General features: G+C 32.3%; 18 protein-coding genes. 4 read left to right on the forward strand and 14 right to left on the reverse strand.

All coding sequences use genetic code 11. The features are described 5' to 3' along the window. The 4 genes from AADI82_RS05675 to mnmA form a co-directional block, all read right to left on the reverse strand. Window positions 1-213, reverse strand: a 213-nt coding sequence (locus tag AADI82_RS05675) for a helix-turn-helix transcriptional regulator (protein ID WP_341215483.1), incomplete at its 3' end; no start/stop codon positions are given. A gap of 114 nt (window positions 214-327) precedes the next feature. After that, window positions 328-1,269 carry a nitronate monooxygenase gene (locus tag AADI82_RS05680; protein WP_341215484.1) on the reverse strand — a complete coding sequence of 314 codons (942 nt, stop codon included), beginning with the start codon at window positions 1,267-1,269 and terminating at the stop codon, window positions 328-330. After that, entirely contained in the window at window positions 1,270-2,913 is a 1,644-nt protein-coding gene (locus AADI82_RS05685) for a S8 family serine peptidase (RefSeq protein ID WP_341215485.1), read from the reverse strand. It lies immediately after the preceding gene. 21 nt (window positions 2,914-2,934) lie between these two features. After that, the gene (gene mnmA / locus AADI82_RS05690; RefSeq protein ID WP_341215486.1) at window positions 2,935-4,122 is read right to left on the reverse strand and encodes a tRNA 2-thiouridine(34) synthase MnmA; all 1,188 of its coding nucleotides are present in this window, start codon (window positions 4,120-4,122) and stop codon (window positions 2,935-2,937) included. A 179-nt stretch (window positions 4,123-4,301) separates the two neighbouring features. Between mnmA and AADI82_RS05695 the strand changes: the two genes are divergently transcribed. Beyond that, window positions 4,302-6,596, forward strand: coding sequence for a fasciclin domain-containing protein (locus AADI82_RS05695; protein WP_341215487.1), 2,295 nt, complete (start codon window positions 4,302-4,304; stop codon window positions 6,594-6,596). A gap of 247 nt (window positions 6,597-6,843) precedes the next feature. Here AADI82_RS05695 and AADI82_RS05700 read toward each other — a convergent pair whose 3' ends face one another. The 3 genes from AADI82_RS05700 to AADI82_RS05710 form a co-directional block, all read right to left on the reverse strand. Next, entirely contained in the window at window positions 6,844-7,542 is a 699-nt protein-coding gene (locus AADI82_RS05700; protein WP_341215488.1) for a toxin-antitoxin system YwqK family antitoxin, read from the reverse strand. 168 nt (window positions 7,543-7,710) lie between these two features. Continuing rightward, a complete protein-coding gene (gene yidC / locus AADI82_RS05705; RefSeq protein WP_341215489.1) occupies window positions 7,711-9,606 on the reverse strand; it encodes a membrane protein insertase YidC in 1,896 nt (631 codons plus the stop codon). A gap of 86 nt (window positions 9,607-9,692) precedes the next feature. Further along, window positions 9,693-11,333, reverse strand: coding sequence for a CTP synthase (locus AADI82_RS05710; protein ID WP_341215490.1), 1,641 nt, complete (start codon window positions 11,331-11,333; stop codon window positions 9,693-9,695). Window positions 11,334-11,648: 315 nt separating this feature from the next. Here AADI82_RS05710 and AADI82_RS05715 point away from each other — a divergent pair, with 315 nt between their 5' ends. The 3 genes from AADI82_RS05715 to AADI82_RS05725 are packed head-to-tail and all read left to right on the forward strand — an operon-like array spanning window position 11,649 to window position 12,855. After that, complete coding sequence (locus tag AADI82_RS05715; protein ID WP_341215491.1) at window positions 11,649-12,194, forward strand: RNA polymerase sigma factor; 546 nt, start codon at window positions 11,649-11,651, stop codon at window positions 12,192-12,194. A gap of 15 nt (window positions 12,195-12,209) precedes the next feature. Next, a complete protein-coding gene (locus AADI82_RS05720) occupies window positions 12,210-12,608 on the forward strand; it encodes a hypothetical protein (protein ID WP_341215492.1) in 399 nt (132 codons plus the stop codon). Next, entirely contained in the window at window positions 12,601-12,855 is a 255-nt protein-coding gene (locus AADI82_RS05725) for a hypothetical protein (protein ID WP_341215493.1), read from the forward strand. The genes AADI82_RS05720 and AADI82_RS05725 overlap by 8 nt, the downstream gene beginning before the upstream one ends. A gap of 11 nt (window positions 12,856-12,866) precedes the next feature. Here AADI82_RS05725 and AADI82_RS05730 read toward each other — a convergent pair whose 3' ends face one another. The 7 genes from AADI82_RS05730 to bshC form a co-directional block, all read right to left on the reverse strand. After that, window positions 12,867-13,097, reverse strand: coding sequence for a DUF3820 family protein (locus AADI82_RS05730; protein ID WP_341215494.1), 231 nt, complete (start codon window positions 13,095-13,097; stop codon window positions 12,867-12,869). A gap of 120 nt (window positions 13,098-13,217) precedes the next feature. Then, window positions 13,218-13,697, reverse strand: coding sequence for a DUF922 domain-containing protein (locus AADI82_RS05735; RefSeq protein ID WP_341215495.1), 480 nt, complete (start codon window positions 13,695-13,697; stop codon window positions 13,218-13,220). Window positions 13,698-13,876: 179 nt separating this feature from the next. After that, a complete protein-coding gene (locus AADI82_RS05740; RefSeq protein WP_341215496.1) occupies window positions 13,877-15,811 on the reverse strand; it encodes a LysM peptidoglycan-binding domain-containing protein in 1,935 nt (644 codons plus the stop codon). 197 nt (window positions 15,812-16,008) lie between these two features. Further along, window positions 16,009-17,544, reverse strand: coding sequence for a glutamine-hydrolyzing GMP synthase (guaA, locus tag AADI82_RS05745; protein ID WP_341215497.1), 1,536 nt, complete (start codon window positions 17,542-17,544; stop codon window positions 16,009-16,011). 100 nt (window positions 17,545-17,644) lie between these two features. Then, complete coding sequence (locus AADI82_RS05750) at window positions 17,645-17,989, reverse strand: hypothetical protein (protein ID WP_341215498.1); 345 nt, start codon at window positions 17,987-17,989, stop codon at window positions 17,645-17,647. An 80-nt stretch (window positions 17,990-18,069) separates the two neighbouring features. Further along, window positions 18,070-19,440 carry an aminotransferase class V-fold PLP-dependent enzyme gene (locus AADI82_RS05755; RefSeq protein WP_341215499.1) on the reverse strand — a complete coding sequence of 457 codons (1,371 nt, stop codon included), beginning with the start codon at window positions 19,438-19,440 and terminating at the stop codon, window positions 18,070-18,072. Window positions 19,441-19,446: 6 nt separating this feature from the next. After that, on the reverse strand, window positions 19,447-20,241 hold a 795-nt coding region (gene bshC / locus AADI82_RS05760; RefSeq protein ID WP_341215500.1), incomplete at its 5' end, for a bacillithiol biosynthesis BshC.

Raw genomic sequence — 20,241 nt, forward strand, 5'->3', positions numbered from 1 at the left:
TTCTTGTAAAGTCCAATCAATTAACTCATCGGGTGTAACATTTAGTGCATTTGCTAATCGCTTAAAAGTATCACCTCGTGGTTCGGTTTCGCCATTTTCTATTCTTTGAATAGTTCTTAAACTTAAACCTGAAATTTCAGTTAACTCTTCTTGAGAAAACCCTTTTCTCTTTCTTAATTCTTTAACTCGGTTTGCTAAATTTTTGTTCTTCATTTTAGTAGTATAAATTATTTAGAACAAATGTAGTTTCCTGTTGTATGGTTGATACCGTCAAGCATATGTCATTCTTACGTCATATACGCCAAACACAAATATTCAATTGAAAAATTATAGTTCAGAAACTTCTTTTTTAGCAATTTCAAATTCATTCATTATATCCTCAACTATTTTAGCCACAGGTTTTATATCGTGAATTAATCCTGCTATTTGCCCAATTTCTAATTCGCCTTCTTCTAAATCGCCTTCAAACATGCCACGCTTTGCTCGCGCTCGTCCTAATAACTCTTTTAATTGTTCTGGTGTTGGAGAAACTTTATATAATTGCTGAATATCGTTATAAAATTTATTCTTAATTAATCGTACTGGTGCTAATTCTTTCAAAGTTAATTGGGTATCGCCTTCTTTGGCATCAACAACAACTTTTTTAAAATTTTTATGTGCCGAACTTTCTTCGCTAGCTACAAATCGGCTTCCTACTTGCACGCCATCGGCTCCTAGAATCATGGTTGCTAACATCGCTTTTCCTGTGGCAATTCCACCTGCAGCGATCAATGGAACTTTTATTTGCTCTTTAACCATAGGAATAAGTACTAATGTTGTAGTTTCATCTCTACCGTTATGCCCACCAGCTTCAAAACCTTCAGCTACAATAGCATCAACGCCTGCTTCTTGTGCTTTTAAAGCAAACTTGACACTACTTACTACATGCGCAACGGTTATACCTTTATCTTGTAACCAAGATGTCCAAGTTTTTGGGTTTCCTGCTGAAGTGAAAACAATTTCAACCTCTTCTTCAACAATAATATCCATAATTTCCTGAATGTTCGGATACAACATAGGTACATTAACTCCAAACGGTTTTGAGGTTGCTTTTTTACATTTTTGAATATGTTCGCGTAATACTTCTGGGTACATGCTTCCAGCTCCAATTAGTCCTAAAATGCCAGCATTACTAGAAGCTGAAGCTAATTTCCATCCACTATTCCAAATCATTCCTGCTTGAATAATGGGATATTTAATGTTGAATAATTCAGTAATTTTATTTGGCATCTAATTCTTTATAAATTTAAAAGACTTTACGTTGTTTTTAGATTTAGCATTGATAATATAAATGCCTTTTGATAATGAAGAAATATCAACCTGATTATTGGCACTATTAATTGAATACTGCAAAATCTGCTTGCCTAAAACATCAAAAAAGGTAATTGTTAACTTGTTTTCGGTTGAAGGTATTTTAAAGTAAATAAACTCTTTTCCAGGATTAGGATAAATTGATATATCATTCATCTTTCCAAAATCATCAACCGATAATGAACTATTAAGTGCATCCATTAAATTAGGAATACCATAACCCAATTGAAAATCTGGAGTACTAAATTGAGAACCAGATTCTCGAACCAACTGCATAATTTCAGCATTGGTTTTATTTGGTAAGGCTTGCATTAAACATGCAATACCACCAGCTAAAATTGGCGAACTGAATGATGTTCCATTATTAGTACCAATACTGTTACTAGGATTTATTACAGCAGACGACTGACCTTGAGCAACTACATCTGGCTTTTGAGAAGGCTGATTAGCACTACCGACAGAGCTAAATGTGGCATAACTCCCAGCCGAATTTACAGCACCAATAGCTAATGTATATTGAGAATCGGCAGGCGCACCAACACCAGAATTCCCTTCATTACCAACAGAAGTAACCAATAACAAACCTTTTTCAAAAGCAATGTTAGCTCCTTTAGTAATAAAAGCTGTATTACCATCCATTTGAGCTGAAGTATAACTGTAATTCGGGTAATTTGGAGAATAATCTTTATAACCCAAAGATGTGTTTATTAAATCTACACCCAAACTATCAGCTCGTTCCACGGCTTCAACCCAATAGCTTTCCTCCACTGGGTTTTCATCTGCACTATCTTCAGTTATAAATAAATAATATGATGCATCTGGTGCAGTACCTACATAACTATTTAAAATATAACCAGCCATAGTACTTAAAACTTGAGTACCATGTGAACTGGAAGTATTAGCATAAACATCTGGGTTTCTGCTTACAAAATCATACCCCCCTAGTAAATCTCCAGCATCTCTTATACGCTGAAAAGCCCCCATTGTATTCACATTTATAAATCCCGCATCAAGTACTGCAATCGTAACACCGTTGCCTGTATAATCTGCAACATGTAAATCATCAACATTAATCATATCTACTTGATTTTGAGTATTGCCATAAGTAAAATTTACAAATGCTTTTTCAACTTCAAATTTATCCTTGATTTTAAATATTGCTTTTTCTTTAATTATTTTAGTAGTATTTAAACTTTTATCAGCAAAATCAATGCGGTCTACAAACGATGATGTTGATGGGTTTATTCGCAAATCATTTATATTGGTTTCAGTTCCCCTAATGTGTACCGCATTAAACCATTTAGACTTTGCCATAACTGTAATTCCCGTGGCATTTTTTAGTGCTGTAATATATAATTCGTTTACTGGAACGTCTCTAACATCAATTGTTACCCCGTGTTTAACTTTTCTATCAATGGCCTTTTGGGTAAGAAATGCTGAAGGATCGTTAATGGGATACGTATCGGTAGGTTTGTCTGTTAAATATACCCAAGCATCTTCTTGTTGGGCAAATAAAAAAAACTGAAAATTTAAAATGCAAAAAAGGAATAATTTCTTCGCCATAATTGGTGTTTTATTGGCAATTTACGAAATTACTCCAGAACCTATTAATTCATCATTTAAATACCAAGCTACGAACTGCCCTTCGGTGATGGCAGATTGTAATGCTTCAAACTCAACATACAATCCACTGTCTACTTTGTGTAAAGTTGCTTTTTGAAGTGATTGACGGTAACGTATTCTAGCATTAACCTGCATAGTTTCATCTACATTTAAAGCTAAATCTTCACGAATCCAATGCAACTCTTCATTAGTAACAAACAATGCTTTTTTATATAAACCAGGATGCTCTTTACCTTGCCCTGTAAAAATTACATTTTCATTTACATCTGTATCTATAACAAATAAAGGTTCAATAGTTCCACCTACAGCGAGCCCTTTACGTTGTCCTTTTGTAAAATAATGGGCACCTTGATGCTTACCCACTATTTTTCCGTCGTCTATTTTATAATTAATTTTTCTAGATAAATATTTTAGCTTGTCTTCTTCAGATTGAAATTTTGGAATCGATTCGTTAAAAAACTTTTGTTCTTTTGAAACCTCAACAATAACACCTTCTTTTGGTTTAAGCTGTTGTTGCAAAAAATCTGGTAATTTTACTTTACCTATAAAACACAACCCTTGAGAATCTTTCTTATTAGCAGTAACTAAATCTAATTCCGTTGCAATATCTCTAACTTCTGGCTTTGTTAATTCACCAATTGGAAATAACGATTTTGCTAATTGCTCTTGAGATAATTGGCATAAAAAATACGACTGATCCTTATTACCATCAACCCCAGAAAGTAATTGATAAATTTCTTTACCATCTTTTTTAATAGTTCTTTTTCTGCAATAGTGACCCGTCGCAACATAATCTGCACCAAGTTCTAAAGCAATCTTCATAAAAACATCAAATTTAATCTCTCTATTACAAAGTACATCTGGATTTGGCGTTCTACCTTTTTCGTATTCTTTAAACATATAATCTACAATGCGCTCCTTATATTGCTCGCTTAAATCTACCGTTTGAAAAGGTATTCCTAATTTTTCAGCAACTAACATGGCATCGTTACTATCATCTAACCAAGGACATTCGTTAGAGATAGTTACAGAGTCATCATGCCAGTTTTTCATAAACAAACCAATAACCTCATACCCCTGCTGCTTTAACAAATAGGCTGCAACACTAGAGTCTACACCACCTGAAAGTCCTATTATTACTCGTTTCATAATTAAAAATTGGCTACAAAGATAAGCATAAATAAAGAAAATTAGTGTTTTACACACTCTTAGAAAACATCGATAAAACACATTTTGTTTATTTTTTTTAAAAAAATATTGAACAAAATTTGCATTATTGTTTAATCTTTTTATATATTTGTTGAACAAAACAATTAAATCTTAAAAAAATGAAAACATTAACAGCATTAAAAAAAGTATTACTACTCACCATGATAACATTAATATCATTTTCTTGTAGTAATGACGATGACGCATCAATTGAAGTAACAATACCACAAACAATTGCTCAACTAGCTGTTGCAACACCAGATTTAAGTAATCTAGTTGCTGCATTGCAACGAGCAGACTTAGTTGAAACTTTAAATGGAAATGGACAATTCACAGTATTCGCTCCAACTAATTCAGCATTCGCAAAATTCTTAGCAGATAACGAGTTTGCAAGTTTAAGTGATGTTCCTGTAGATGTATTAAAGCAAGTCTTACTAAATCATGTTATTTCTGGAGAATTAAAATCAGCAGATTTAACAACTGGCTATGGAAAAACTTTAGCAACAGAAGCATCAACTGAAAATAATTTAAGCATATATATTAATACTGCTTCTGGTGTAAACTTGAATGGTATATCTAATGTAACTAATGCTAATATTGATGCTACAAATGGTATTGTACACATAGTAGATGGTGTAATTGGATTACCAAGTGTAGTTGACTTTGCCTTAGCAGACGATACTTTTTCAATTTTAGTATCTGCATTAACAAGAAGTGATTTAACATTCGATTATGTTACAACATTATCAACTCCAAATGGAACAGCTCCTGCTCCATTTACAGTATTTGCACCAACAAATGATGCTTTCGTAAGTTTACTTTCAGAACTTGAAGTATCGTCTTTAGAAGATATAGATGAGCCAACGTTAAAAGCTACTTTAGATTTACATGCAGTAGCTGGGGCAAATGTACTTTCATCTACATTAACTGATGATATGACTGTAACTACATTAGGAGGAGACATTACTGCAAATGTTACTGGTGGTGCTACATTAACCGATTCTAACGGGAGAATGAGCAACATAATAGTTACAGATGTACAAGCTGCTAACGGTATTATACATGTAATTGACAAAGTAGTATTACCGAAACAACCAGATAATATTGTAAGTAAAGCTTTAAACACACCAGAATTAAGTAGCTTAGTTGCTGCATTACAAGCTGCTGATGGTGACTTAGTAAATATATTAAATGGCACTGGACCATTTACAGTATTAGCACCTACTAATGATGCCTTTGCAACCTTTTTAGCAGATAATAATTTTGCTACTTTAGGTGATGTACCAAGTGATGTTTTAGCTCAAGTATTACTAAATCACGTTATAGATGGAAAGGTAATGTCAACAGATTTAATTACTGCAGGTGCTGGTTATACATCTACTAGTGCCACAGGTGCTGGAGATAATAAAATGAGTATTTTTTATGATACATCTAGCGGCGTGCAATTTAATGGAATATCAACAGTATCAACTGCTGATGTTGAAGTTACCAATGGAGTAATTCATATAGTTGATAGAGTAATAGGACTACCTACAGTTGTAGATCATGCCATAGCTAATCCAAGCTTCGGCAATTTAGTAGCTGCTTTAAGTGCAGCTGATGGTGATTTGGTAAATATATTAAGTGGTGCTGGGCCATTTACAGTACTAGCTCCAGACGATGCTGCATTTACATCATTTCTAGACGGAACACCTTTACCTAACGTTCCTACTGATGTTCTTTCTAACATATTATTAAACCATGTATTAACTGGTGTAACAATGTCTACTGATTTAACTACAGCTGGTGCTGGTTACACTAATACAAATGCTGCTGGACCTGATTCTAATAATTTAAGCTTGTATTATAATGCGGACAATGGTGTAGTTTTTAATGGCGTTTCTACTGTTACTGCCACCGATGTGGTTGCTAGTAATGGTATTATACATGCAGTTGATGCGGTAATAGATATTCCTACTGTAGTAACATTTGCTGTAGCAGATCCTAATTTTTCAACTCTAGTTACTGCCTTAACTACATTAACTCCAGCTACAGATTTTCCTGCAATTTTATCAAGAACAGAAGGTATGAATGGTGATGGTATTAATCCGAATTTTACAGTTTTTGCTCCAACTAATGCTGCTTTTGATGCGTTAGCAAGCATTCCAGAGGAAGCTGCATTAACACAAGTATTATTGCATCATGTTATTGGAGGAGCAAATGTAACTTATGGAGATTTAACTCCAAATGGAGATACTGTTGCTGCAAGTTTACAAGGCGACAACATTACGGTTACATTACCAGCAACTGGTGATAACATTGCTGATATTACCGATGGCGCTGGAAATTCTGATATTGGCATTGTAGCGGTAGATGTTCAGGCTGGTAATGGAGTAATACATGTAGTAAATAAAGTTTTACTACCAAGTAATTAAAAAATAAAAAACAGCGATATAAAATGGTGAAGCTCTGCAACTTTAAAAGACACATACAATTTAACATTACCGCTGTTAATGTGAAATTAACAAATTGTATAACCAAAAGCTATTTTAGAGTTGCATTTCACCATAAACAAAATTAAAGTATTTGATTTAGTTAAGTTAGTTTGGTTATTAGATTGTAGACAGGGAAAATACTTGTCTATGAAAAAGAGGAGGCTGCCCATTAGGGCAGTCTCTATTTTTATTCCTTTTTAATGTACTTAGGTTTATAAGTAAAATCTTTTTTATCAATCAATTTACCATTTTCATAGTATTTCCAGATACCATGCTTCTTTCCTTTTTTATATTGCCCTTCTGTAATTAATTCACCTTTAGGATTATAATATTTTGAAGCTCCGTGTAATTCTCCGTTCAAATAAAAGAATTCTTTTAGAATAACATTCTTTTCAGAATACCAAACCGAAATACCATCTAATTTTCCGTTTTTATAGGTTTGCTTTTCAGCAATCTGTCCGTTTTCATAATACACAAAGCGTTCTCCATCTAAGACGCCTTTAGAATTGTAATGTTCTAATGTGAGTAAATTATCATTTCTATTTTGATAGTATTTCCATTCGCCTATATAGGTTTTTCCATTCATTTGTCCTTCGCTAATAAGCTTGCCTTTTGAAGATAAAAAATTCACATAAGCTTTATTGTCAGTTTTATTAAACTGTTTTGTCGCAGTTAAAACTGCTTTCTTTTTTATGTTTTTATAAAACTTAAACAACCCTATTTCTTTACCGTGAAAAAATTCGCCTTCGTATCTTAAAACATTAGTGTCTTCAAATGTTTTTTTCCAAATACCATGGCGTTTTCCGTTGGCATCAAATTGGTTTATACTTTGTGCATAAATTAGTGGGCTAATAAAAAACAATAAGTAAATAAATGTATGTTTCATTTTTAATGATTTATATAATACTAACGAAAAATATTATCAAAAATGTATATTACAAAAAAGCTGCCAAACATTTAATTTGACAGCTTTTAAAGTTTTGGATATGAATCTGAAATACTGAAATAAATTCAGCACAGGCGAGTTCAGATTAGCGAACACCAATTATTTATATTACTTACGCTTTTGTTGCGCTTGTTTTTGTTTTTCAGCCTGTTCCATCATTTCAGCCATTTTTTTCTGAAAACGCCCTTGTTTTTTAGGCTTCTTTTTATTTTCTTGAATTTGTGCATGAATTTTATCTTCGTCAAGAATATAATTCTTAATCACTAATATAATTCCGATACTAATTAAATTGGAAATAAAATAATACAAACTTAATCCAGATGCATAATTATTAAAGAAAAATAACATCATTATTGGTGAGAAATACATCATGTACTTCATCATTTTACCCATATCTGGCATACCTTCTTGCGTTGGTTGCGATGCCATTTGCTGACCAGTTGTTAAACGCATGTAAAAGAAAATAGCAATCGATGCTAATATTGGAAATAGACTTACATGGTCTCCATAAAATGGAATATGAAATGGTAATTCTGCAATGGTATCATAAGATGATAAATCTTTTACCCAAAGGAAACTTTTTTGACGTAAATCGAAAGCCGATGGAAAAAATTGAAACAACGCATAAAACACAGGCAACTGTATTAAAGCTGGCATACAACCTGCCATTGGGCTTGCTCCTGCTTTAGTTTGCAGTGCCAAAGTTTCTTGCTGTGCTTTTACTTTATTGTTTTTATGTTTTTCGCGAATCTCATCTAATTCTGGCTTTAAAATTTTAAGTTTTGCCTGCGATAAAAATTGCTTATACTGTACAAACGACATTAATAGTTTTATTAAAATTGTCATCACAATAATAGCAATCCCGTAAGGTAAAAAGCCTCCTAAAAACCCAAATAAAGGGATAAAGAGATAGCGATTAATCCACCCAAAAATACCCCAACCTAAAGGTACTATTTCATCTAAGTTTCTATCATAGCTATTTAATATTTTATAATCACTTGGACCATAATACCAATCCATGGTTTTATTAATTTCGCCACCAGCCAATTCTAAAGGTAATGTGGTAGAAAAAGCTTTAGTATATACAGTATCAATCTCTTCGTCTTGAACTAAATTTTGAGATAAAAATCTCCCTGTTTTAAAAGGCGCATCGGCTAATAATATGGATGTAAAGAAATGCTGTTTAAATGCTACATAACTTACATCTTCTGCGGTATCTTCGGTACTTTCTTGTTGTCCTAGATAATCATCTTTACCATCTTCGTACTCAAAAACAACCTCGGTATATCTATTCTCGTAAGAAATACTTTTTGCATGACGGTAGGTTTTTAAATTCCAATCTAAATTTACAGCTTGAGAACTATTAATAACATCGCTTAAACCTTGAGAACGGATGGTAAAATCCATCATGTAATCGCCTTCTTTAATCTCATAACGATATTCTAAAAATTTAGAATCTGATACTTTAAGCTTCATTGAAACTACTGTAATCTCTCCATTTTTTTCTACAGATGGCTCGAAATACAAATCTTTAGTATTTAGTGTTCTACTATCTAGCGTACCGAAATTGATATTGAAAGCGGCATTATTATCTTTTATTAAGTAGATGGGAATGGAATCGAAATTGACAAACTTTTTTAGTTTAACTTCTGAGAGGTAACCTCCTTTGTTGTTAAATTTTAAAGCTAATACATCGCTTTCTACAAGCGTTTCTTTATCTGATGCATTGACTGCTGAATAAGCAAAAGCACCTAATTTATTTTGTAGGTTGATTAATTTTAAAGAATCTGAAACTGATGTTGTACTATAATCTTGAGCAGTAGTTATTTTAGTTTCTTCGGGTGTTTTTGCCTTTTTCTCTGCTTCAATTTGTTCTTGCTTTGCTTTTTCTTGAGCTTCTAATTCTTCGGGTGTTGGTTGGTTTTGCCAAAGCCAAAACATCATTATTCCAAAAATAAGTACAAAACCTATTATCGAATTAATGTCTAATTTCTTTTCTTCCATACATTTTTGTTTTAGATCTTACAGTTTTTTTACAGCTTGCAAGACCTTTTTCATGTTCTAGTCGTTACTCAAAAAGTTATCCAACTTTAATTTTGTGCCATACTGACACCTTTTTTTCTTTTATGATTGTGTAATGCAGCTTTAACAAATGCTACAAACAATGGGTGTGGATTTGCCACTGTGCTTTTATACTCTGGATGATATTGTACGCCTATAAACCAAGGATGTTCTGGTATTTCAATAATTTCTACCAATCCTGTATCTGGGTTTAAACCTGTTGCTAACATTCCTGCAGTTTCTAATTGCTCTTTATATTTACTGTTAAATTCGTAACGATGCCTGTGACGTTCGCTAATAGTTTCAGATTTGTAAATATCTCGAACTTTGCTGCCCAATTTCAACTCACAATCCCAAGCTCCTAAACGCATGGTTCCTCCTTTATCTGTAATGGATTTTTGTTCTTCCATTAAATCTATTACAGGATTTTTTGTAGTAGCACTCATTTCTGTAGAATCGGCATCCACTATGTTTAAAACATTTCGCGCAAATTCAATTACTGCCATTTGCATCCCTAAACAAATACCAAAAAATGGCACGTTATTTTCACGCACATATTTAACAGCATCAATTTTACCTTCAATACCACGCTCTCCAAAACCTGGAGCTACTAAAACGCCATCTAAATGCGACAGTTTTAATTTGGCGTTATCGCTATTTATATATTCTGAATGAACAGACTCTACATTCACTTTTACTTCATTTTCCGCACCTGCATGAATAAAAGCTTCTAAAATAGATTTATACGAATCTTGTAGCTCGACATATTTACCTATTAAACCGATAGTTATTTCGGACTTTGGATTTTTATGGCGTGTTAAAAACTGATTCCATCTAGTTATATCTGGTATCGTGCTTTTTAATGCAAGTTTTTTAAGCACGACTTTATCTAAACCTTGTTCTAACATTAAGTTAGGTACATCGTAAATAGTAGATGCATCAATAGATTGAATAACAGCTTCTTCTCTAACATTACAAAATAATGCTAATTTTTTTCGTAAATCTTCAGGTAATTCATGCTCTGTTCTGCAAACTAAAATATCAGCCTGCACTCCACTTTCCATTAATGTTTTTACACTATGTTGGGTTGGTTTTGTTTTTAATTCGCCAGCAGCAGAAAGGTATGGAACTAAAGTTAAGTGTATAACTAAACCATTATTATCGCCTAAATCCCAACGTAATTGCCGTACAGCTTCAATATATGGTAAGGATTCAATATCTCCAACGGTTCCTCCAATTTCGGTAATAACAATATCATAATCGCCAGAGTTCCCTAAAAGCTGAACGCGATGTTTTATCTCGTCTGTAATATGGGGTACAACTTGCACCGTTTTACCTAAAAACTCACCTCTACGCTCTTTTTGAATTACACTTTGGTATATACGTCCTGTTGTTACATTGTTTGCTTGACTAGTTGGCACGTTTAAAAAACGCTCGTAATGTCCTAAATCTAAATCAGTTTCCGCACCATCTTCGGTTACGTAGCATTCTCCGTGCTCATAAGGATTTAATGTTCCTGGATCTACATTAATGTAAGGGTCTAATTTTTGAATAGTTACTCTATATCCTTGTGCTTGTAATAGTTTAGCTAAAGATGCAGCAATTATGCCTTTTCCTAGAGAAGATGTAACACCACCGGTTACGAATATGTATTTTGTTGTAGTTGTCATGTTGCGTTTGTAAACGCAGGCAAATTTACAAAATTAAAATAGTTATTTCAGAATTAGTTTTTGGTTATTTAGTTATTCTTATTAACAAAAAGGCATTTAAAAAATCGTCAATCTTACAACCTATCAGTCACTACGAAATATACAGGTCTATAATAATATATTGAAGTTTAAAACATTTAGCTTTAATTTTATTTAAAACTTTCCTGACACATTTCTAATTTTTAATCGTCTTACTTTAAAATAAAGTAAAAAAAATGCAATAGATTAAAAAAGTTGCGTCTTTATAATTGAAGAGCCTTTAAAAAGAGTCTTTAAATGAATCATCAATCAGAAAACAACAAAAAGCTTAATGCATTTTTTAATGAGGAATATACATCTCTTAAAACTTATGTAAGCTCAAACATTAAAGCTAGTATAAATAGAGATGCAGAGGATATTATTCAAGATGTGGCTTTAAAATTGTTTACTGGTGCTGATAGATATTCTCCTATAAACAATGTAGCAGGTTTTGTTTACAGAGCGTTAAAAAACAAGGTTATTGACGTTATGAGAACATCAAAGAAAAATAGAGTTAATTATGACTCTCAAAATGAAAAAAAGCTAATAGAATTTGCATCAATTATTTATGAATCTGCAGACAACTCATATCCTGAGCAAATGAAAGAAGCACTAAAATCAGCTATTTTAAACTTAAAACCAGACTATAAAAATATTATCATCGCTATTGATTTTGAAGGTTATACATATAAAGAGATTGAAAAAGAAACAGGTATCCCAATAGGCACTTTAATGTCTAGACGTCACAGAGCTATTTCACTTTTGTACAAAAAATTGAAACATAAAAAAGAAATTATTAATTAATTAAAAAAAACAAACATGTCAAATTACTTTAAACATAAATTTCGCGGTAAATCTCTAGGAGAAATTATAGGAATGATAATTTTTGGAGGTATTTTTATTATTGGGTTAGCCATACTATTTGGTTTTATAATAATGTGGTTATGGAATTGGTTAATGCCTATGATATTTGGGCTTACAACTCTAACATTTTGGCAAGCCGCTGGTGTTTTTATACTCTTTAAAATATTGCTTGGTGGTTGCAATTTTGGTGGCGATGGTAATTCATCTAAAAAATCAAGCTCTAATTGTAAAGAAGGTGGTAAGAGAGAATTTTCTAAATGGAAACATTATGACAGTTTCTGGAAAGAGGAAGGTAATAAAGCTTATGAAGAATATTTAGAACGCATAAACAAAGAAGATATTAAAAATGATTAATTTCTTTTACCATAATAACACGTTGCATACAAAGCTTTTAATATTAAAAACAGATATTAAGACTAGAGAAAAAGTTAGAATTATAGAATCTTTTTTAAACAATCATTCTAGAATTATAAAATGGTCAATAGATATTGAAGATATAGACAAGGTTTTAAAAATTGAGGTTAATTATAATTTGGAAGAGGAAGATTTAATTAATCAAATTAAAAAAATAGGATTCTATTGCGATACTTTAGCTGATTAAATATGCAACTATCAATACGTAGGATACTTTTGCTTAATATTCCTAATTAAATCTTCAAGCCCATTTAATTTAAGTTCGTAAACCTGTTTAAGCATATCACCTAATTTACCTTTAGGGAAGCCTTTATTATTATACCAGACAATATAGTATTCTGGCAAATCGATTAAGTAACGGTCTTTATATTTACCAAAAGGCATTTTGGTATGTGCCAGTTTTATTAGAAAATCTTTATCCGGAGTCATAAATTAATTTTGTTATAAAAATTATAGTCACTGCGAGTTTTATTTTTCCATAAAACGTGGCAGCCTGATAATGATTTAACAGATTACCACAATCGTACCTCCTTCGCAATGACGGAAATATTAATCTACCGATTTATATTTTGAAAATTTTTCAAGTTCTTCCGCAATATAGGTTTTCCATTTTGCTTGGTTTTCAAAATGTCTAGAATAATTAGTTTCGGCATCATATTTATCTTGCATTACAGACAACTCTTCGTTAATTGATTTATTAAGTTGTCGTAATTCACTCTTAATAGTATTTGATATTTTAAGCTGGCTAATTCGTTGCCTAAATTTACGCACATGTAGTTCGGTAATATCAAAATGCAATTGTTCATGCCCTAAAACATGATTATCAGCAACATTGGGTTTATACCACGATTGTTCTGGATAAAAATGACAAAACACCTCAGTTGTAAAGCTTATAACTTTAGAATCTGTTTCTCTTACCGAAAACCCAAATGAAATCCCAGAAGCCGTAATAGCAACGGCACTTACTTTATGGTTTGGTTCTCCTTTAAAATCTGCCCAAGATAGTTTGTAAGATTCGTTCCAGGACATTGCAGGTTCGTCTTGAACACAAACAAAAAAACATAAAACAAATAATAATTTTATCACAGAAAAAAATGAAGATTAAAAATAACAATTAGAGTATTTGGCTACTTACAATTCTTATATGAGATTGCCGCAGTCGTGCCTCCTTCGCAATGACGTAACATTAAAACGTTTCGCCTTAAAGCTTATTGTTTTACCTCAACAATTGTTAAATCTTGATATTTTACTAAATACGCTGTATCGTTATAATAACCACCAAAAAGTTTCTTTTTGTATGCAAACTTGTTTTCTACATATTCAGTTAGTGGTGCATTATTAACAGACATGTATAAATCTTCTGAAGTTACAATGCGCAACACCACATCCATAGTTAAATCAAAACCTTTAACAGCCGCACTATTTGGCGTAGTATTATAAAGTTTTTCATAACGTTTTACAAAAGGATTATTATCGGTTTCGTTATACGATTTAGACGTAGTTGCATAAAGAAATTGTAATTTTGATAGATGCTCGTTCGACACGCCATCGCCAGTAAAAGCGTTATTCATGTTGGTTGTAACCAAAGTAATATCTAAAGCTTCTGTTTTTGTGCTTTCGTCTTCTTCTTTAATTGAGGACGCTAGGATACTTGTAACGCTTGATACAAACCCTGAATCTTTAGTTTCAAAAAACACGATATTTTTACCAGGTTTTAAAGCATCTTCAATCTCTTGTTTTGTAACATAAAATTTATCTTCACCTGTTTTTTTATCTTTTTTTGAGTGTATTTGCTTGGCGTGATTAAATTCTCGTTTCAAATCATTCGAAACATTAGTATGTTTTGAATCTGAAATAACAATAATATTATTCACTAAAGTATCTGCTTTCACATAATTTACTAAAGTGCTTTTCAATTTATCATTTGGTGGTCTGGATTGAAATATATTATCATATAAATCTAATAATTTTAAATCTGTAATATTGAGAGAAACTACTGGCACATTATAACGTCTTAATTCTGATGCCACTTTCTCAAAAGTATATTCAGTTAATGGTCCTATTACAGCATTAACCGTTTCAAAATCATTTTCATCTATTATTTTTGATACTTCACCAACTTCATTCTTAGTATCATATACATCTACTTTAAGTGATACACCTAAGGTTTTCAAAGAATCAACAGCCAATAAAACTCCTGAATAAAAATCTAGTGAGACATCTAAATAAGGATCTTTAACAATACTCTTTTTAGCATCATCAACAGTGCCAAAATCAACTCTATTTAATCTAAAAGGCAGCATGATAGCAATGCGTTTTGTATTAAAATCTACAATACTATCGGCTAAATTAATGCTGTTTGATTCTTCAATCGAAATAGCTTCATTAAATGGTATTTTCAAAATCATACCTACTTTTAAACCACTTTCTGCTAACCCTGGATTTAAAGCTTCTAATTCTGCTTGTTCTAATCCTAATTTAAGTTTTAATCGATAAAAACCTTCTTTTGGTAATACTTTATAATAGCTATATTTTTCATCAACTTCTCGTTCTTTATCATCTTCTATATTTGGCACTATTATTTCCTGACCATCTTTTAAAACATCCCCCATTTCTGGATTAAGCTCTTCTAACTCTTTAACCGAAATTCCAAATTTATAAGCAATACGCCATTTACCTTCTTTGGGTTGCACAAGGTAAGTTTTTGTAGGGTTTGCTTCAATCTCTTCAGTTATTTTAAATATAGGAATTTGTAGTTTATCACCTTTTCTAAGCGGATCGGCGTATAAAAATTTATTGTATTTTTTTATATCATCTTCAGATACATTGTACCTTTTTGCTAAACTATATAAGGTTTCTTTTCTTCTCGTTTTATGTTTTTCAAACCCTTGTAACTCTTTAACTATTTTAATTTTAGGTTTTTTAGCTTTTGAAATTGGAATAATAAGAACCGTATTGGGTTTTAGTTCGTTTTTCGCATCTGGATTTAATGCATAAATTTCTGATGGTGTTACAAAATATCTTTTTGCAATAGCTTCAATAGTTTCTCCTTTTTTAACTTGATGCGTGCTGAAGTTTTGAGCATTAATTGTATTAAAACTAAAGAGTAATAATAGACATAAAACAGAAAGAATTTTATTCATGTAATGTATTTTTAATTACGATACTAATACTTTTATTTATACACATAGCATGCCAAAAGAGTAAAAAATATGCTACAATTTGACAAAGCTTTTTCAACTCATTAATTTATATACGAACATTTTGCAAAAAACAGACAGCCTGCTTTGTGTAAATATATAATTTTATGACACTTAATTAATTAACAAGTCACCAAATATTATTCCCACTCAATGGTTGCTGGTGGTTTCGAGCTAATATCGTACACTACTCTATTAACGCCTTTTACTTTATTTATTATATCATTTGATGTTTTTTGAAGAAACTCGTAAGGTAAGTTTACCCAATCAGCTGTCATACCATCGGTACTTTCTACCGCTCTGAGTGCTACACATTTTTCGTATGTACGCTCGTCGCCCATAACACCAACACTGTTTACAGGGAGTAACATGGCACCAGCTTGCCAAACTTTATCGTATAAACCCCAAGATTTTAATCCGTTTATAAAAATAGCATCAACCTCTTGTAGCATCCGTACTTTTTCGGCTGTAATATCGCCTAAAATCCGAATACCTAAACCTGGTCCTGGAAAAGGATGACGTCCTAAAAGCTCTGGATCAATACCTAAAGTAGCACCAACGCGTCTTACTTCATCTTTAAAAATAGCGCGAAGTGGTTCTACAATTTTAAGTTTCATAAAATCTGGCAAACCACCAACATTATGATGACTTTTAATAGTTGCTGAAGGTCCACCAGTAGCAGATACACTTTCAATAACATCTGGATAAATAGTGCCTTGTGCCAACCATTTTACATCTTCTAATTTATGCGCTTCATCATCAAAAACCTCAATAAAAGCATTTCCAATAGCTTTACGTTTTTTCTCTGGATCTTCAATACCCGCTAAAGCATCAAGAAATCGCTTTGAAGCATCAACACCTTTTACGTTAAGCCCCATGCCTTCGTATTGCTTTAACACATTTTCGAATTCATTTTTTCGAAGTAAACCATTATTTACAAAAATGCAATACAGATTTTTACCAATAGCTTTGTTTAATAAAACTGCAGCTACGGTAGAATCTACACCTCCAGAAAGTCCTAGAACCACTTTATCATTCCCTACTTTTTCTTGAATAGCTTCAACAGTTTCTTCAACAAAAGAATCTGGTGTCCAATCTTGTTTGAGTCCAGAAATACCAACTAAAAAATTCTCTAAAAGTTGTTTTCCATCGGTTGAATGATAAACCTCTGGATGAAATTGAATAGCATAAGTTTGTTCGCCTTCAATTTTATAGGCTGCATTTTCAACATCGTTCGTACTCGCCAATAAAACAGCATTTGTTGGTAATTGCTTAATGGTATCACTATGGCTCATCCAAACTTGACTACCTTCTGAAATCTTTTCAAAAAACGATTCATCTTTTTTAATAAAAGACAAATTGGCGCGCCCATATTCGCGGGTGTTCGATGGTGCTACTTCACCCCCTGAAAAGTGTGCTAAATATTGTGCTCCGTAACAAACAGCTAGTAATGGTTTTTTTGCTTTTATCGCAGATAAATCTGGATGTAAAGCAGATTCGCCCCGAACCGAAAACGGGCTACCAGAAAGAATTACGGCTTTGTATTCTTCTAAGTTTTTTGGAATTTTGTTAAATGGATGTATTTCGGAATAGATGTTAAGCTCTCTAACTCTACGCGCAATAAGCTGTGTATATTGCGATCCGAAGTCTAAAATTAATACCTTGTCGTGTTGCATGCGCAAAAGTAATAATATGATTTTTGATTAACGAATTACGATTAACGATTTTTTGAACTTTTTACTCAAATTGAAGATTAACACTTAATTTTTTAGTCGTTTACAAAAATATTTTATAGGACAAGGGACCAATTACTGCATAATTTTTCTTATTGATAATGTAATATTCTAAAATACCTGAGTTTTTGTTTTCATCTATCAACGGGTCTCTTTTAGCAATAATGAACTTTGAGCTAGACTGAACGTCTATTACATCTCCTCGAATAATGATATTTTCGAACACACTCTCATTTTTCGACATATAGATTATTGCTTCTTGGTTAGGGTATCCAACATCTATAGATTCATATTTTGGCAGAAAAAAATAACCACCACCCAGCTTTCTATTATTGCATGATAAAATAATAAAAGATATAATCAAAATATAAACCAAAAGACGTTTCATTATTATTTACATAAAAAAAATAATAAAAAATTTCTTGAAACCGACTATCCTCGAGGCACAGCCATCGGAGAATATTTAGATTAAGTCATTGTTTCTAAAATTGCTTTAATATCATCTTCTGTTGTATCGGGGTTGATAAAACAAAACCGCGAAACGGTTTCAAAAGTAGTACCATTTTTCCATTTTGTTGGGGTTACTAAAGCAAATCCTTTTTTATGGTTTTCGTAGGTCCAATGGATATAATCTTCTGGTTTCCATCCTATTCTTCTGTACAAAACACAAGACAAACTTGGTTCTCTTACCAATTCTACATGAGGGTTTTCTTCAATCATTCTGCCTGCAATTTGTGCTAATTCAATACCACGTTCTATAGCTTCTTTATATCTATCAGTCCCATGAGTTGCTAATGAAAACCACAGAGGCAAACCTCTAACACGACGTGTTAATTGTATTTGGTAATCGGTTGGGTTGAAACCGTGCGCACCTTCATCTTTAAAAATATCTAAATACGAGCCTTCTTGTGAATGTGCATTTTTAGCTAATTCTGGGTTCTTATAAACAACTGCTCCGCAATCGTAAGGAGAAAACATCCATTTATGAGGGTCAATTGTTATACTATCTGCTTTTTCAATACCATTAAACAAATGTCTTACAGAATCGGCTGCTAAAGCACCGCCACCATAAGCAGCATCAACATGAAACCATAAATTTTCTTTTTCACAAATAGAAGCAATACCTTCTAAATCATCAATAATTCCTGCATTGGTTGTTCCACCAGTACCAACAACCGCAAATAAACGCATGCGCTGATGCTCAGTTAAACCATCAATCGTTTTTTGTAATTCTGAGCCATACATTATATCTTCTGTATCGACCAATAAAATGTCAACATCGGCTACTTTTGCCATAGCTTTTATTGAAGAATGCGCACCTATGGATGTTATTATTAATCCTTTTTCTCCTTTAAACGCATCATTCTCTCTCCAGTGTTCACGTGCTGTAACAATTGCCGATAAGTTTGCAGCAGTCCCACCACTTGTAAAAACACCAAATGCACCTTTAGGCAACCCTGTTAAAGACACAATCCATTTCATGGCTTCATTCTCACAAAAAATACCACCAGCACCTTCCATCCAATACGCCCCGTGTATACTAGATGCCGATGTTACCAAATCGAACATAATAGCTGCTCGTGTTGGAGCCGCTGGCACGAAAGCTAAATTTCTTGGATGATCTACTGGCACATTGCTTTTCATTAAATGTTTTCTCCATTTTTTAAAAGCAACCTCGCCTCCAATGCCTTCTCTGGTAATGGTTTCTCCTACCAATACCTTCAATTCTTCAGCTTTTTTTGGCTTCCCTATTTTAGGATTTGTAGATGAAATTCTATCTATGGTATATTTCATAACATCCATAGTCATTTCAACTAACTCTATATCTATTTTATGCATTTAATATTACATGTTTAGTATTAAAAAATCGCCCTTTAGAGGCTGTAAACTTTTAATCAAATTAGGAATTAACTCTTCTCCATATTCTAAATAAAATTCTGAGAAATTTGTATTACGTTCTTGTAAACTACCTCCTGGAAATAAAGCTCTTTGAATATCAGTCATTCTAGAAACTTGGTCTGCTAATTTCTTTTTTTGGGCTTTTAACAAACGTTTTTCAAGATTATCTAATCCTTTTAATTGTTTAATTTCTTGGGCTTTTATTGCTCCTAAAAATGATTTATCCGTTTGTTCGGCTAATTTATATAAATCTTTAAATTGCTTTTTAAGATGTTCTTTTTGTGGAGAAAAGTCAATTTCAATATTAGAAATTTGTCTTACTTTTTTATTTATAAAAGCATCAGGTTTTAAAAAAATATCTGCTTTTGAAATATTTAATTTTTCAAGTTTCTTATGCTGATTTTCGGTTTGAATTAAAACCGAATTACGCAACAATAATATAGGAAATGTCACTTTAACTTTATTAAAAAAGCCTTTTAACTGAAACCAATAAGCTAACTCACCACCCCCGCCAATATAACAGAGGTTGGGTAAAATAACTTCTTGATATAACGGACGCATAATAACATTAGGCGAGAATCTTTCAGCATGATATTTTACTTCATTTAAAATTTCATTTTTAGTAAATGTGATATCTGTATTATTTACTTTGTAAACATCGTCTTCAAAAACAATACGTTCACGTAAATTTTCTTTTAAATAAAACAAATTAATTTCTCTGGGATTAACCTGAATATTATA

Source organism: uncultured Wocania sp., assembly GCF_964021735.1.
GTDB lineage: Bacteria > Bacteroidota > Bacteroidia > Flavobacteriales > Flavobacteriaceae > Wocania_A.

What these genes read in the sequence shown, in the direction of transcription:
- AADI82_RS05725 (WP_341215493.1), top strand. Translation starts at nt 12,601, where the DNA reads ATGATTAATTTCTTTTACCATAATAACACGTTGCATACAAAGCTTTTA.
- mnmA (WP_341215486.1), bottom strand. Translation starts at nt 4,122, where the DNA reads ATGAAACGAGTAATAATAGGACTTTCAGGTGGTGTAGACTCTAGTGTT.
- AADI82_RS05685 (WP_341215485.1), bottom strand. Translation starts at nt 2,913, where the DNA reads ATGGCGAAGAAATTATTCCTTTTTTGCATTTTAAATTTTCAGTTTTTT.
- yidC (WP_341215489.1), bottom strand. Translation starts at nt 9,606, where the DNA reads ATGGAAGAAAAGAAATTAGACATTAATTCGATAATAGGTTTTGTACTT.
- AADI82_RS05735 (WP_341215495.1), bottom strand. Translation starts at nt 13,697, where the DNA reads ATGTCCTGGAACGAATCTTACAAACTATCTTGGGCAGATTTTAAAGGA.
- AADI82_RS05740 (WP_341215496.1), bottom strand. Translation starts at nt 15,811, where the DNA reads ATGAATAAAATTCTTTCTGTTTTATGTCTATTATTACTCTTTAGTTTT.
- AADI82_RS05710 (WP_341215490.1), bottom strand. Translation starts at nt 11,333, where the DNA reads ATGACAACTACAACAAAATACATATTCGTAACCGGTGGTGTTACATCT.
- AADI82_RS05750 (WP_341215498.1), bottom strand. Translation starts at nt 17,989, where the DNA reads ATGAAACGTCTTTTGGTTTATATTTTGATTATATCTTTTATTATTTTA.
- AADI82_RS05715 (WP_341215491.1), top strand. Translation starts at nt 11,649, where the DNA reads ATGAATCATCAATCAGAAAACAACAAAAAGCTTAATGCATTTTTTAAT.
- AADI82_RS05700 (WP_341215488.1), bottom strand. Translation starts at nt 7,542, where the DNA reads ATGAAACATACATTTATTTACTTATTGTTTTTTATTAGCCCACTAATT.
- AADI82_RS05680 (WP_341215484.1), bottom strand. Translation starts at nt 1,269, where the DNA reads ATGCCAAATAAAATTACTGAATTATTCAACATTAAATATCCCATTATT.
- AADI82_RS05730 (WP_341215494.1), bottom strand. Translation starts at nt 13,097, where the DNA reads ATGACTCCGGATAAAGATTTTCTAATAAAACTGGCACATACCAAAATG.
- AADI82_RS05695 (WP_341215487.1), top strand. Translation starts at nt 4,302, where the DNA reads ATGAAAACATTAACAGCATTAAAAAAAGTATTACTACTCACCATGATA.
- AADI82_RS05755 (WP_341215499.1), bottom strand. Translation starts at nt 19,440, where the DNA reads ATGCATAAAATAGATATAGAGTTAGTTGAAATGACTATGGATGTTATG.
- AADI82_RS05720 (WP_341215492.1), top strand. Translation starts at nt 12,210, where the DNA reads ATGTCAAATTACTTTAAACATAAATTTCGCGGTAAATCTCTAGGAGAA.
- guaA (WP_341215497.1), bottom strand. Translation starts at nt 17,544, where the DNA reads ATGCAACACGACAAGGTATTAATTTTAGACTTCGGATCGCAATATACA.